The organism is Streptomyces thermocarboxydovorans, assembly GCF_039524635.1.
Classification (GTDB): Bacteria; Actinomycetota; Actinomycetes; order Streptomycetales; family Streptomycetaceae; genus Streptomyces; species Streptomyces thermocarboxydovorans.
In genome coordinates, this window is sequence record NZ_BAAAGU010000024.1 from 26,393 (window position 1) to 40,005 (window position 13,613).

17 protein-coding genes are annotated in these 13,613 nt (G+C 69.2%); 9 read left to right on the top strand and 8 right to left on the bottom strand.

The features are described 5' to 3' along the window. Positions 1 to 377: 377 nt before the first annotated feature. Positions 378 to 1,358, bottom strand: a complete 981-nt coding sequence (locus tag ABD198_RS13245) for a tetratricopeptide repeat protein (protein ID WP_344000667.1) — start codon at positions 1,356 to 1,358, stop codon at positions 378 to 380. Between the two features lie 272 nt (positions 1,359 to 1,630). Between ABD198_RS13245 and ABD198_RS13250 the strand changes: the two genes are divergently transcribed. Then, complete coding sequence (locus ABD198_RS13250) at positions 1,631 to 2,245, top strand: TetR/AcrR family transcriptional regulator (protein WP_344000669.1); 615 nt, start codon at positions 1,631 to 1,633, stop codon at positions 2,243 to 2,245. 234 nt (positions 2,246 to 2,479) lie between these two features. Here ABD198_RS13250 and icmA read toward each other — a convergent pair whose 3' ends face one another. The 4 genes from icmA to ABD198_RS13270 all read right to left on the bottom strand — a co-directional run bounded on the left by icmA (position 2,480) and on the right by ABD198_RS13270 (position 6,394). Beyond that, a complete protein-coding gene (gene icmA, locus ABD198_RS13255; protein WP_344000671.1) occupies positions 2,480 to 4,180 on the bottom strand; it encodes a coenzyme B12-dependent isobutyryl-CoA mutase large subunit in 1,701 nt (566 codons plus the stop codon). Positions 4,181 to 4,264: 84 nt separating this feature from the next. Next, positions 4,265 to 4,603, bottom strand: coding sequence for a DUF3817 domain-containing protein (locus ABD198_RS13260; RefSeq protein WP_344000673.1), 339 nt, complete (start codon positions 4,601 to 4,603; stop codon positions 4,265 to 4,267). 65 nt (positions 4,604 to 4,668) lie between these two features. Next, a complete protein-coding gene (locus ABD198_RS13265; protein ID WP_344000675.1) occupies positions 4,669 to 5,142 on the bottom strand; it encodes a hypothetical protein in 474 nt (157 codons plus the stop codon). Between the two features lie 10 nt (positions 5,143 to 5,152). Next, positions 5,153 to 6,394, bottom strand: a complete 1,242-nt coding sequence (locus tag ABD198_RS13270) for a helix-turn-helix domain-containing protein (protein ID WP_344000677.1) — start codon at positions 6,392 to 6,394, stop codon at positions 5,153 to 5,155. Between the two features lie 334 nt (positions 6,395 to 6,728). Between ABD198_RS13270 and ABD198_RS13275 the strand changes: the two genes are divergently transcribed. From ABD198_RS13275 to ABD198_RS13290, 4 genes are all read left to right on the top strand, one after another. Continuing rightward, the gene (locus tag ABD198_RS13275; RefSeq protein ID WP_344000679.1) at positions 6,729 to 7,115 is read left to right on the top strand and encodes an ATP-binding protein; all 387 of its coding nucleotides are present in this window, start codon (positions 6,729 to 6,731) and stop codon (positions 7,113 to 7,115) included. 208 nt (positions 7,116 to 7,323) lie between these two features. Next, entirely contained in the window at positions 7,324 to 8,352 is a 1,029-nt protein-coding gene (locus tag ABD198_RS13280) for a radical SAM protein (protein WP_344000681.1), read from the top strand. Further along, entirely contained in the window at positions 8,349 to 8,987 is a 639-nt protein-coding gene (locus ABD198_RS13285; RefSeq protein WP_344000683.1) for a dTMP kinase, read from the top strand. Before ABD198_RS13280 ends, ABD198_RS13285 begins: the two co-directional genes overlap by 4 nt. Continuing rightward, complete coding sequence (locus tag ABD198_RS13290; RefSeq protein WP_344000685.1) at positions 8,984 to 9,436, top strand: NUDIX hydrolase; 453 nt, start codon at positions 8,984 to 8,986, stop codon at positions 9,434 to 9,436. The genes ABD198_RS13285 and ABD198_RS13290 overlap by 4 nt, the downstream gene beginning before the upstream one ends. 3 nt (positions 9,437 to 9,439) lie before the next feature. On the opposite strand, the gene ABD198_RS13295 is transcribed toward ABD198_RS13290, so the two are convergent. The 3 genes from ABD198_RS13295 to ABD198_RS13305 all read right to left on the bottom strand — a co-directional run bounded on the left by ABD198_RS13295 (position 9,440) and on the right by ABD198_RS13305 (position 10,668). Next, entirely contained in the window at positions 9,440 to 9,949 is a 510-nt protein-coding gene (locus ABD198_RS13295; RefSeq protein ID WP_344000687.1) for a MarR family winged helix-turn-helix transcriptional regulator, read from the bottom strand. 81 nt (positions 9,950 to 10,030) lie between these two features. Next, complete coding sequence (locus ABD198_RS13300) at positions 10,031 to 10,327, bottom strand: MTH1187 family thiamine-binding protein (protein WP_344000689.1); 297 nt, start codon at positions 10,325 to 10,327, stop codon at positions 10,031 to 10,033. Continuing rightward, positions 10,324 to 10,668: a DUF3817 domain-containing protein gene (locus ABD198_RS13305; RefSeq protein WP_344000691.1), complete on the bottom strand. Its 345-nt coding sequence runs from the start codon at positions 10,666 to 10,668 to the stop codon at positions 10,324 to 10,326. Before ABD198_RS13305 ends, ABD198_RS13300 begins: the two co-directional genes overlap by 4 nt. A 167-nt stretch (positions 10,669 to 10,835) precedes the next feature. Here ABD198_RS13305 and ABD198_RS13310 point away from each other — a divergent pair, with 167 nt between their 5' ends. From ABD198_RS13310 to ABD198_RS13325, 4 genes are all read left to right on the top strand, one after another. Then, positions 10,836 to 11,468, top strand: a complete 633-nt coding sequence (locus ABD198_RS13310) for an AIM24 family protein (protein ID WP_344000764.1) — start codon at positions 10,836 to 10,838, stop codon at positions 11,466 to 11,468. Position 11,469: 1 nt separating this feature from the next. Further along, on the top strand, positions 11,470 to 12,120 hold the full coding sequence (locus ABD198_RS13315; protein WP_344000693.1) for an AIM24 family protein: 651 nt from the start codon (positions 11,470 to 11,472) through the stop codon (positions 12,118 to 12,120). A gap of 50 nt (positions 12,121 to 12,170) precedes the next feature. Beyond that, complete coding sequence (locus ABD198_RS13320; RefSeq protein ID WP_344000766.1) at positions 12,171 to 12,923, top strand: AIM24 family protein; 753 nt, start codon at positions 12,171 to 12,173, stop codon at positions 12,921 to 12,923. Positions 12,924 to 13,024: 101 nt separating this feature from the next. Next, positions 13,025 to 13,501 (top strand): MarR family winged helix-turn-helix transcriptional regulator, encoded by a 477-nt coding sequence (locus ABD198_RS13325; protein ID WP_167997629.1) that lies wholly within the window; start codon positions 13,025 to 13,027, stop codon positions 13,499 to 13,501. The last annotated feature ends 112 nt before the right edge of the window (positions 13,502 to 13,613 follow it).

A 13,613-nucleotide genomic window follows, 5' to 3' on the forward strand; every position in this document is an offset into this window, starting at 1 on the left:
CCGTGACCCGACCGGCTGTCGGGCGCGGGAATGGACCGAGCGTCGCCGATCGTGGTGCATTCTCGCCGCCCGCACAAGGGGGTTCGTTACTGGCTAGTAACGGGCCGATAACCACGACACGACGCAGGGGTCCCGGTCGGCAACGCAGGGTGTCCCGGAGGTGGTGTGCAAAACCATTGATCACTGGACAGAACCCGACAGATCAACGGCCGCGGTTTACTCGCAGTAACAGCGGCCGCGATTGCCAAGATTTGGCAAAGCGCGGCCGCAGCGACCTCTTCTCGACCACTCTTTCACTCGGGCACCAGGGTTCCGGTACCCGGCGGGGCGGGCGTGTACCAGCCGCGCGCCCCGCTCACACGGTCACGCGCGCCGCTTCAGAACAGGGCGCGGGCCAAGGCTCTGCGCGCGGCGACCACGCGCGGATCCTCGGCGCCGACGACGTCGAACATCTCCACCAGCCGCACCCGGGCGGCCTCCCGGTCGTCACCCTTCGTGCGCGAGACGGTGTCGATGAGCCGGCCGAAGGCGTCCTCGACGTGCCCGCCCGCCAGATCCAGGTCGGCGGCGGCGATCTGCGCGGCGGCGTCGTTCGGCTTCTCGGCGGCGTCCCGGCGCACCTGCTGCGGGTCCATGTCCCGCACCCGCTGGAGCAACTCCGCCTGGGCGAGGCCCAGTTTGGCCTCCGTGTTGCCCGGCTCCTCGGCCAGCACGTTCTTGTACGCCTGGATGGCACCGGGCAGGTCGCCCGCGTCCAGCGCCTGCACGGCGGCGTCCAGCAGGGCGTCGTGCGGTCCGGCGGGCCTGGCCTCGGCGGTCTTGCCCGCACCGCCCGGCTCCGCCTCGGGGTCGACGACCAGCCCGGTGAGGCCGAAGCGCTGCTCGGCGACCTGCACCAGCTGGTCCAGGGTCTGGCGGATCTGCGCCTCGCCGGCCGCGCCCTGGAAGAGCGGCAGGGCCTGGCCGGCCACCACCGCGAAGACCGCCGGGATCCCCTGGATCCCGAACTGCTGCATCAGCATCTGGTTGGCGTCGACGTCGATCTTGGCGAGGAGGAAGCGCCCGTTGTACTCGACCGCGAGCCGCTCCAGCACGGGGCTGAGCTGCTTGCAGGGCTCGCACCACTCGGCCCAGAAGTCGATGACGACCGGGACCTCGGTGGAGCGCTGCAGGACCTCGCGCTCGAAGCCGGCCTCGTCGACGTCGACGACGAGATCGGCCGGGGAGACGGCACCGGTGCCGCCGCCCTTGCGCGCCGCTTCGGCGCGCGCCTGCTCCGCCTTCGCCTTGGCCTCCTGGGCCGCCTTCACCGCGGCGAGGTCGACGACTCCGCTCATGGACATGTTCCGTGGCTGCATGCGTCTATCCTCCCCCGTACTGCGCGCCTGCGTGAAAACCGCGGTGAAAGCCAGGCTTGCGAGGGCTGCGCGCCCCCGCCGAGCCTGCGGTGTGTTCGGCGCCGGGGTCCCCACCCCGCGCCTGAAGGTGTCGCTGTGGTTGTCGCTCCGGCACGTCGGTCACTCGTGCTTTCGCTACGACTCGTAGCGTAATGTCAAGCGGAGCCGGAGGGACCCCTTCAGCCGGTGATCTCCCTCACGACTGCACGGAAACGGCCGGTTATGGTCGTTCCATGCAGACCCGCACCCCGGCAGGCCGCACCGGCCGCCCCCGCAGCGCCAGCGCGGACGCCGCGATCCTGGCGGCCACCCGTCAGGCGCTGGTGGAGCTGGGCTGGTCCAAGCTGACGCTGGGCGACGTGGCGACCCGCGCCGGGGTCGCCAAGACGACCCTCTACCGCCGCTGGTCGGGCAAGAACGAACTGGTCGTCGACGCGGTGGCGGAGCTCTTCGACGAACTGAGCCTGCCCGACCGCGGCTCGCTCGCCGCCGACATCGAGGGCGTGGTGCTCCAGTTCGCCTCGATCCTGGCCCGCCCCGAGGCGCGCAGCGGCCTGATGGCGGTGGTCGCCGAGGCCACCCGCGACGAGGCTCTTCGCGAGCGCATCCGGGCGTCCATCGTCGACCGGCAGAAACGGCTTGTTCTCGCCGGGCGGTCCCGCGCGGAGCAGCGCGGCGAACTCCCGCCGTCCACGGATCCCGAGGAGTCGGCCCGCACGGTGGACCTGATCTTCGACATGGTGGCCGGAGCGGTGGTCCACCGCACCCTGGTCAGCGCGGAGCCGGCGGACGAGGCGTGGGTCAGGAGCTTCACCAGGGTGCTGCTGCACGGCCTGGCGGCCGCGTAGCGACAGCGAAGCCGCAAAGCACCCGGAAGCCCCGCGAATCCACTACCGCCCGGAAGCTTCGCGAATCCATCACCGCCCGGGAGCCCCGCGATCCACCATCGCCCGGGACCCTCGGAAGGACCCCGGGCGACCGGTGTTTCAGTGCTCCGGCAGGACTCTCAGAACCCGGCGGTACCCGGCGAGGTCTCAGAACCCGGCGGTACCCAACGGGGTCTCAGAACCCGGCGGGGTTTCTCAGAACCCCGCGGGCTCGGTGTACACGCCCCACTCGTCGCGCAGCGCGCCGCAGATCTCGCCCAGGGTGGCCTCCGCCCGCACGGCCTCGAGCATCGGCTCGATCATGTTGGCGTCGGACCGGGCGGCCTCGATCATCGCGTCCAGGGCGCCGCGCACCGCCGCCTCGTCGCGGGCGGCCTTGCGCTCCTTCAGCAGGCGCACCTGCTCGCGCTCCACCTCGTGGCTGACCCGGAGGATCTCCAGGTCGCCGGTGACGGAGCCGGTGTGCACATTGACGCCGACGACCTTCTTGTCGCCCTTCTCCAGGGCCTGCTGGTAGCGGAAGGCGGACTCGGCGATCTCGCCGGTGAACCACCCGTCCTCGATCCCGCGCAGGATGCCGGAGGTCATCGGTCCGATCGGGTGCTTGCCGTCGGGGTGGGCGCGCAGGCCGCGCTCCTTGATCTGGTCGAAGATCTTCTCCGCGTCCGCCTCGATCCGGTCCGTCAGCTGCTCGACGTACCACGAACCGCCCAGCGGGTCCGCGACGTTGGCGACGCCGGTCTCCTCCATCAGCACCTGCTGGGTGCGCAGCGCGATCTCGGCGGCCTGCTCGCTCGGCAGGGCGAGGGTCTCGTCCAGGGCGTTGGTGTGCAGGGAGTTGGTGCCGCCGAGCACCGCGGCCAGCGCCTCCACGGCGGTGCGCACCACGTTGTTGTACGGCTGCTGGGCGGTCAGCGAGACACCGGCGGTCTGGGTGTGGAAGCGCAGCCACTGCGCCTTCTCGGTCTTCGCGCCGTAGACGTCCCGCATCCAGCGGGCCCAGATCCGGCGCGCGGCGCGGAACTTGGCGATCTCCTCGAAGAAGTCGACGTGCGCGTCGAAGAAGAACGACAGGCCCGGACCGAACACGTCCACGTCCAGGCCGCGGCTGAGGCCCAGCTCCACGTACCCGAAGCCGTCCGCGAGGGTGTACGCCAGCTCCTGCGCGGCCGTCGCGCCGGCCTCACGGATGTGGTAGCCGGAGACGGACAGCGGCTTGTAGGCGGGGATGCGCGCGCTGGTGTACTCCATCAGGTCGCCGATGAGGCGCAGATGGGGCTCCGGCTGGAAGAGCCACTCCTTCTGGGCGATGTACTCCTTGAAGATGTCCGTCTGCAGCGTGCCGTTGAGCACGGAGGTGTCCACGCCCTGGCGCTCGGCGGCCACGAGGTACATGCAGAAGACGGGCACGGCCGGCCCGCTGATCGTCATGGACGTGGTGACGTCCCCGAGCGGGATGTCCTTGAACAGGACCTCCATGTCGGCGGCCGAGTCGATGGCCACGCCGCAGTGGCCGACCTCGCCGAGCGAGCGGGGGTCGTCGGAGTCTCGGCCCATGAGCGTCGGCATGTCGAAGGCGACGGACAGGCCGCCTCCGCCGTTGCCGAGGATCATCTTGTACCGCTCATTGGTCTGCTCGGCGTTCCCGAACCCGGCGAACTGCCGGATGGTCCAGGTCCGCCCCCGGTACCCCGTCGGATACAGCCCGCGCGTGAACGGGAACTCACCCGGCCACCCGATCCGCTCGAACCCCTCGTACCGGTCCCCGGGCCTCGGCCCGTACACCGGCTCCACGGGATCCCCGGAGAGCGTGGTGAAATCGGCGTCCCGCTTGCGAGCAGCGTCGTACCGGGCCTGCCAACGACGGCGGCCCTCCTCGATGGCGTCAGCGTCCATGCTTCAAATTTACTTGGACGTCCTACTAAATGTCGATGGCTGACCGCCGTGCGCTGCTCCGCACGGCGGTGACCAGCGAAAACGTTACGCCTTGGCGACCGCGGGCGACTCGCCGTCGACGGTCGCCTCCAGCTCGCGGCTGATCCTGCGCTCCACGAAGAACGCGGCCGTCGGGACGGTGCCGGCCAGCAGGACCCAGAGCTGCTTCTTCACCGGCCACTTCGCCTTGGAGCCCAGGTCGAAGGCGAAGATCAGGTACAGCACGTAGAGCCAGCCGTGGGCGATGCTGACCACCTGGGTGAAGTCGGCCGCGCCGTCCATCTTCAGCGCGTACTTGCCGATCATGCCGATCGTCAGGGCGACGAGAAGCACACCGGTGACGTAGGCCATGACGCGGTAGCGGGTCAGCACGCTCTTCTTCATGGAGTCGAGCGTAACCGGCGGTTCCGGGAGATCTTGGACCGGGTCACCGGAACCTGCGGTGACGATCAGCGCACGGCCCCCTCGGGCCACAGGACGCGCACCGGAACACCGTTCCGATTCGCGTATGCGACCACGTCCGCCGTGCCGCCGTACCCTCGGGCGGGCTTGCCGTCCCACACGGCCAGCAGCTCGTCGGACAGGTCCACGAGAATCTCCGAGCCCGCCATGTGCGCCTCGGACGTCGACTCGTCCATGCCGGTCTCATGGATCTCGGACGCCTGCCGCAGCAGGGCGTCGTAGGCGGCGTGGTGCCACTCCGGGAGGCCCTCCCGGTAGCCGGCCGCCGGAACGACGACCTCCAGGCGCCCGCCACGCTTCACCACGGCCTCGGCGAACCAGGAGTCGGGCCCGTCCGCGAGACACGAGACGCCGACCAGTCCGGCGGGGTCGTAGTCGCCCACCACCTGCTCGAGCATCGCCCGCACCCGCCGCTCCACCCCCGCGTCCAGTCCACGGTGCCCGGTGATCCCCACCCGCATGGCTGTCCTCCTACAGATACGCGCCGTGCAGGCGCTCGTCGAAGTCACGCACCACTTTGGGCGGTGCGCCGGTCGTCAGGGTGCGGCGCAGGGCACGGGCCCGTTCCACCACACGCCCGGACTTGTACGTCAGCCCCGTGTCGAGCGCCCACCGGGCGAGCGCGAACGCCGGTTCGATCCGACCGCCGGCGAGGTGTCCGGCGGCGATGTCGAGCACCAGCAGTGCACGCTGCTTCGCATGATCGGTGGCAAGGGCCTCCACGTCGTCCGAGAGCACCCAATCGGCCAGGCCCAGCCGTGCTCCGCAGGTCACCCGGTATGCGGCCACCTTCTCCGGGTCGAAAGCGAACACCCAGGGCCAGGGCGGAGGGTCCTCGGGCAGCGCCTCGGCCGCCGCACGGCTCGCGGTCAACGCTCGGTCGGTCGAACGGCGGTCGCCACCGGCGGCATGGGCAAGGGCCTCCACGGACAGCAGCCAGGCCTCCGCCACCGGCGGACACCGGTCCCCCAGCACGCGCCGGGCTCGTCCAGCCAGATTGAGGGCCTCGGTGCCGTTGCCCGCGTGAGCCTCGAATTGGGCCAGACTGCCCGCCTGGTAGGCCACCAGGAGCGGATCGCCGGAGGACCGGGCCGCCTTGAGCGCGGATCCGTACCAGGCACGAGCGGACCCGTTGTCACCCATGTCCCAGGCCAGCCATCCGGCGAGGCTCGCGGCCTCACTGCCCACCGCAGCGAGACGGTGGCGATCGCCCTTTCCCGTCGCCGTGGCGGTGATGCTCTGGATCAGCCGCATGTGCGACTTGACGGCCTCGGAAAGATCATGAGACGGCGTGGAACCGTCGAGTCTGCGATAGGCCGACGTCGAGAGTCTCAGAACGGCAGCCCGTCCTTCCGAGGGGCCGTCCCTGTGGGGCAGCGCGGTCAGCACCGGCGTCGCCGCTGTCGCCGCGACGCCGCCGAGAAATCGTCGTCGATCCACGTCATCATCACCGTTCACATGTCCTGGCGAGCGGCTGTCCGCAAGCCCGACCCAGGACGGCGGAATCCCCAGGTGGGCCGACGCCGCCGCCAGGACGTCCATGCTGTATGTGCGGGCGCCTCGCTTCTCCAGCCGTGAGACGGCCGACTGCGAGAGACCGATCGCGCCGCCGAGTTGCGCCTGGGTCATGCGACGGTCCTGCCGGACCAGTTCGATGACCTTGCCGTAGTCCCCCGCCCGGGCTGCCTCCCGGACTGCTTTCGCCTGCCACACAGCGGCACCCCCACGTAACGGCTTCCCTCACGTTAAGAGCTCTAGCGGCACCGGACGTCTGCCCGTACCCGCCATGCGGATATCCGTATGCGGGGGCCGTATGGGTGATGGTCCCACAGCGCAGCGTGACCGTTGACTGACTGTCAGACCAGCAACGGACCCATGACCAGGGGACGTTCTGGACGCGGCGAACTCCTATCCGGCTCCGGCGGATGGTCGCCGCATGCCCCAGCCGCTCGAGCGTGAGGCCGCGATGCCCTGTATGACCGCGAAACGATCACTCCTCATCGTTCCCCGACTGCACGCCCGTGGTGCGGGACGCCCCTGCTACGACATGCACCTCGCCCGTCAAATCCGGAGCGCAGCGCTCGCCCGCCGCGCGGTACGCACCGTGCTGATGTGCTGGGGGCTCCCGGGTGCTCTTGTGTCGGACGCCGAACTGATCGCCTGCGAATTGATCACCAACGCAATCCTGCACGCGGACCCCGCCCGAAGAACACGGCCCGGACACTGCCGTCTGACCCTGGAGCGTCCGGCGCGGCACGCTGTCCGGATCGAGGTCTCCGACAATTCCGCGGCCCTGCCGGCGAAGCGTGAGCCGGGTGAGGACGAGCCCGGTGGTCGCGGCCTGGTTCTTGTGGAGGCCCTCGCCGCCGACTGGGGTGTGACCCTCCGTCCTCCCGGCAAGGTCGTCTGGGCCTTGCTGCGGACCCAGCCGTGAGCGGAGCTCATGCGCGCCCCCGGCCGAGCGGCCCCGGCTCTGCCGTCGCCGTCCTGGCCGTCCTGGGGCTGACGCCACCCGTGGTCGTCCTCAGCCCGCGCCTCTTTGACTCGCTCCCCGTGCCTGCACCGCCGTCAGGCTTCGACCCCTCACCGCCGGCGGAGCAATCCGCTTGTCATCACCCGACGCAACCCTCGGAGGGCAATACATGACCGCCCCGACCCTGTCGCCGTTCTTACCGTCCGGCACCGACTGGACTGCACTACGGAACTTCGCCGTCCTGCGCGGACAGTTCCGGGTCTCACTGACGCCGCTGTGCAACGAAGCGTGCTGGTTCTGCCACAACGAGGGAGATGTACCGCCGCCCCACACGCGACGGCACCGCGAGGTGCGTCCGCGCCCCGGATCGCTGACGGCCGGCGACTATCTCAGCGTGCTGCGCGAGGTGATCACAGCCGGGCTGAAACGCATCTACTTCACCGGCGGTGAACCGCTCCTGTCACCGCTCGCAAGGCCAGTGCTCACAGCACTCCCCGAGGTCGGCCCCGACGGTTCCTACACGTTGATCACCAACGGCAGTCTCGTGCGCCGCCATGCCGAGTGGCTGTCGACCACCCGCCTCGACAAGGTCAAAGTCTCCCTGCACTACTTCTCGGACGCCAGCCTGTACGAGATCGCGCGCGTACGTTTCGGCATCGCCCGGATCCTCGACGGCATCGAGGCAGCACGGGAGCTGTTCGATCGCGTGGAGCTGAACACCCTTCTCCAGCGTGAGAACGCGCACGAGATTCCGGCCATCCTGGACTACGCCCTGGAACGACGGCTCCCCATGCAGTTCATCGAGCTGGTGGGCACCGACTTCAACGAGGCCCACCGGAGCTCCGCCGTGACCGCCGATCGGCTTGTGGCGCAGCTGCGGGGCCTCACCACGGACGAGCGCACCGAGATCGCCGGTGTCGGCCAGGGGCGCCGTGTGTTCCGCGTGGACGGCGTGGAGGTCGAGATCATCCAGCGGGACCTGGGACGCCACCACGTCGGCCAGTGCGGCACCTGCCCCCTGAAGCCGAAATGCGTCGAAGGGTTCTGGTCACTGCGCCTTGACCACGCCGGCGGGCTCCAGCCGTGTCTCCTGCGGGACGACCTGCGACTGGATCTCCGTCCCTTCCTCGCCGAAGGCGCCGGCACCGCTTCGGCGATCGCCCGCCATTTGTCCGCGTTCACCGAGGGCACGCTGTGAGCCTCTTGTACGGCGCCTACTCGCCCGGCACGCCTCGCCGGGCGAGAGGGCCGTTCATCGTGCTGGAAGGGATCTCCGGCATCGGGAAGTCGACCCTCGCCCGTGTCCTGGCGGCACGTCTGAACGCCGGAACTCTGCACACCGTGCCCGACTTCTACATGCCATGGGCGCCGGTCATGAACGCGCACACCCGCGCGCTTCCGCAGTTCGCGTTCTACCTGTCCGGAGCACTTCACGCCTCCGACATCGTCCGGCGCCACCTGGCCCAGGGCCCCGTCGTCTCCGATCGCTATGTGTCGTCGGTGCTCGCCTACCACTCGGCCGTCCACGAGCTGGACCTGGCACAGGTCACGGCGCTTCTGGCTCCGTTCCGCACCTACTTCGCCCCACCGGACCGCACGTTCTACCTGCGGTGCACCGACCGGACGCTCCACAACCGGATGGCTCGCAAGAAGGACCGCAACCAGGACGACCACGACATGATCACGGTGCCAGGACGTCTGGAGCGTCTCCGCGCGAACTTCGACAAAGTGGCCGCCAACGACCCCACTGCCGTCATCATCGACACGGACGACCGCACCCCCGGCGAACTCGCCGACATCATCACTCGTCACCTGACAGAACCGAGCACATGACCGAATCCCCGAATCTGAAGGACGCGTCTGTCATCGTCGCCGTCGACGATGACAGACGCGTCGCCGTCCTCAGCTCCGCCAGCGCCGGGCATGGCGAGCTGTTCCTCCCCGGAGGCCGGAGAGACCCCGGTGAGATGCCCGAGCAATGCGCCCGTCGGGAACTTCGGGAGGAGGCCGGTGTCACCGCTGGGCGGTGGCGTCACCTCGGTACCTACGCCATCACCCTTGGCAGCTCCGCACGGGTCTCCCTCTACCTCGCCGAGGACCTCACTCTGGGACACCAGGAGCTCAATGAGACGGAAGAGGACTTCAAGCTCTCCTGGTGGCCGCTGGACGAGGCGGTGACCGCGGCTGCCGAGGGGCGCTTCCTGCTGCCCGCCGGGCCCCTCGCGCTCCTGCTCGCCGAACGGTCGATCAAGACGAACGAACTCCCACGCAGCGCCCGATGACGCTCACTCCTCTTTGAAGTCCCCCGCCGCCAGGCGAAGGGGGCGGAGGATGGCGAAGAGTTCGGCGCATTCCTCGGCGTCGTAGACGCTGAGGCCGAAGTCCATGGCCATCAGGTCGCGCGTGGCGGACTCGACGACCTCGCGGCCCTTGTCGGTGATGGAGGCGAGGGTGCCGCGGCCGTCGTTGGGGTTGGGGCGCTTGGCGACCAGGCCGGAGCGGACCAGGCGGTCGACCGTGTTGGTGACCGAGGTGGGGTGCACCATCAGGCGCTCACCGATCTTGGACATCGGCAGCTCGCCCGACTTGGAGAAGGTCAGCAGCACCAGCGCCTCGTAGCGCGCGAAGGTGAGCCCGTACGGCTTGACCACCGCGTCGACCTCGGCCAGCAGGATCTGGTGCGCGCGCATGATCGACGTGATCGCCGCCATGGACGGCACATTGCCCCAGCGCTGCTTCCAGAGCTCGTCGGCGCGGGCGATGGGATCGAACGAGAGACTGAGCGGCTTCGGCACGGCACCGACCTTACCGGCCGGTCATATGCTGGTCAGCCCTGTCTCGGAGTTCGGTACCGGACAGGTGCGCAGAACGCGCGGTCACCCCTCGGCGAGGTGGCGCTCAACCGTCTCCACCTTGGAGGTCAGGCCGTCCGTCACGCCGGGGCGGATGTCGGCCTTGAGGACCAGGGAGACGCGGGGCGCGCGGGCCTCCACGGCGGCCACGGCGCGCCGGACGACGTCCATCACTTCGTCCCACTCACCCTCGATCGAGGTGAACATCGCGTCGGTGCGGTTGGGCAGGCCGGACTCGCGGACCACGCGCACGGCGTCGGCGACGTACTCCCCCACGTCCTCACCGACGCCGAGCGGCGTCACCGAGAAGGCGACGATCACGCGTTCACCACGCCTTCCTTGCGGGCGCGGGAGGCGATCACCGCGTCCTCGGCCTCACGGCGCAGCCTGCGGTCGGCGAAGAAGCCGCCGGCGGGCAGCACCGCCATCACGAAGTAGTAGGCGGCGGTCTTCAGCGGCCACTTGGTGCGGTTCCAGGCGTCCGCCCAGAAGAGCACGTACAGCGTGAAGAGCAGACCGTGGACCGTGCCCATCACCGGGACCGCGTTGAACTCCGTCGTCCGCTTCAGCACCGAGCAGACGAGCAGCAGCAGGAAGGACACGGCCTCCGGCGCGGAGACGAGGCGCAGCCGGCGGAGAGCGGTGGCGGTTTTGATGTCCACGGATCACCTTCGGGGGAGAGGCAGGAAGCGACTGTTCTTGTGAATGTACGCACAAGCGCTTGCGCCATTGTGGCAAACCGCGTTCCTGGGGGTTCGCTCAGGGTCCGTCTCCCCCTTCAGGCCCTGTTCGGCCGGGCAAACCGGCGGCTACCGTGCCATCCGTGGCGATGTTCCGACTTCACAGCAGCAAGGTGCTCGCCGTCGACATGACCGGAGATGCCGTGAAGGCGAAGAACGGCTCGATGGTCGCGTACGACGGCGAGATGGCGTTCAAGAAGCTCACCGGGGGCGGTGAGGGCATCCGGGGCATGGTGACCCGCCGGCTGACCGGCGAGCAGATGACCCTGATGGAGGTGAAGGGACACGGCACCTGCTTCTTCGCCGACCGGGCCAGCGAGATCAACCTGATCACGCTGCAGGGCGACAAGCTGTACGTGGAGTCCAGCAATCTGCTGGCCACCGATGGCGGCCTGCGCACCGGCACCACCTTCACCGGCCTGCGCGGCGCCTCCCAGGGCAACGGCCTGTTCACCACGACGGTCGAGGGTCACGGGCAGGTGGCGGTGATGTCCGACGGCCCGGCGGTGGTGCTCCGGGTCAGCCCGCAGTACCCGCTCTCCGTCGACCCCGGCGCCTACGTCGCGCACCAGGGGAACCTGCGCCAGTCCTTCCAGTCGGGTGTGACCTTCCGCACCCTGATCGGCGAGGGCGGCGGCGAGGCCTTCCAGATCCGCTTCGAGGGCGACGGACTCGTCTACGTCCAGCCCAGTGAGCGCAACACCATCGCGGGGGACGTCTGACATGGGCTTCCGGGAGATCAACTCGAAGATGATCGAGGCGACCGTGGCGCCCGGTCAGCGGCTGTTCAGCCAGCGCGGCGCGATGCTCGCCTACAAGGGGGAGGTCAGCTTCACCCCCAACACCATGGGCGGCCAGGGCGGCGTGATGTCGATGATCGGCCGGCGGGTGGCGAACGAGGACACGCCCCTGATGACGGTCGAGGGCAACGGCACCGTCCTGTTCGGGCACGGCGGCCACCACATCCAGGTGATCAACCTCTCCGGCGACACCCTCTACGCGGAGGCGGACCGCCTGCTGGCCTTCGAGGGCACCCTGCAGCAGAGCACGGTCTTCCTGGGCTCCCAGGGCGGGGTGATGGGCATGGTGCGGGGCCAGGTCTCCGGGCAGGGCCTGTTCACCACCAGCCTCACGGGGCACGGCGCGGTCGCCGTGATGGCGCACGGCGGCGTGATCGAGCTCCCGATCACCCCGGGCCGCCCGGTCCATGTGGACCCGCAGGCCTATGTCGCCCACCACGGCGACGTCCGCAACAAGCTGTCCACGGCACTCGGCTGGCGGGACATGGTGGGCCGCGGCTCGGGCGAGGCGTTCCAATTGGAGCTGAGCGGCAGCGGAGCGGTGTACGTCCAGGCCTCGGAGGAGAAGCTGTGAGCACCTACGGAACGACCCCGGGCGCCGCCGGCCCCGCCGTGTACGACCCGATGACCCTGCCGTCCGACGACAACGTCGACCCGTACACCTTCTGCGTGGAGCTCAAGGGGAGCCAGTGGTTCCTGCAGAAGGGCAAGATGATCGCCTACTACGGCTCGATCGAGTTCAACGGCATCGGGCACGGCCGACTCGACCGACTTGTCCGAACCTCGTTCCATTCGCCACTGCACGCGAGCGACTGGGTGGTGGCCGAGGGCTCGGGCAAGATGCTCCTCGCCGACCGGGCCTTCGACGTGAATTCGTACGACCTGGATGAGGGCAACCTGACCATTCGCTCGGGCAACTTGCTCGCTTTTCAGCCAAGTCTGTCACTGAAGCAGTCGATCGTTCCCGGCTTTCTCACCCTCATCGGAACCGGGAAGTTCGTGGCCGCGTCCAACGGGCCGGTGGTGTTCATGGAACCCCCGATCCGGGTCGACCCCCAGGCCCTGGTCGGATGGGCCGACTGCCCCTCTCCGTGCCACCACTACGACCATGGGTACATGACCGGCGTAATGGGCGGTCTACGTGCACTGACGGGCCTCGGCGGGGTCTCCGGCGAGGAACATCAGCTCGAGTTCGTGGGGGCGGGCACGGTGCTGATGCAGTCGTCGGAGACGCTGATGCCGGAGCAGGACACGGGGGTCACTCCGCAGCAGGCGGGAGTCCCGGGCGCCGGGATGTCCGGCGGTCACGGGCAGGGCCCGGGCGCACCGCGCCTTCCCGGACAGCTGGGCGACCTCCAGCGTCGCTTCGGGCTGTGAGCGGTAGTCTGCGGAGTGTGACATCGAACGCGTGCACGCCGTCTACGTCACACGCCACCCCTCACTAGTTCGCTTTTCAACTTCTTAGGTAGACTTCATTCATGGAGACCGAGACGGCCACCCGCTGGCTGACCGATGCGGAGCAGTGCGCCTGGCGCACCCACCTGGAGGTCAACAAGTTGTTGACGTACCAGCTCGAGAAAGACCTGCAGCCGTTCGGCCTGACAATGAACGACTACGAGATCCTGGTGAACCTCTCCGAGACGGACGACCACCGGATGCGGATGAGCGACCTCGCGTCCGCCACCCTGCAGTCCAAGAGCCGCCTCTCCCACCAGATCACCCGGATGGAGAACGCCGGCCTGGTCCGGCGGGAGAACTGCGAGTCCGACCGCCGGGGCCTGTACGCCGTGCTCACCGACTACGGCATGGAGACCATGCAGAAGGTCGCACCGCACCACGTGGCATCCGTGCGCCGGCACTTCATCGACCTGCTGTCGCCGGACGCCCTGATGGAACTCGACAAGGCGCTCAAACCGATCGCGGAGCACCTGCGCGGGCAGCGCGGACGCCCCTGACGCGGGGCGTACGCGGGGGCTGCGCACCGCGCCTCACCGAATCCCGACTCACGGAACGACGGACCGGCGCCCTACGAGGCGGCCCGACCAGCTAGCCGGTCAGTTGCCGCGT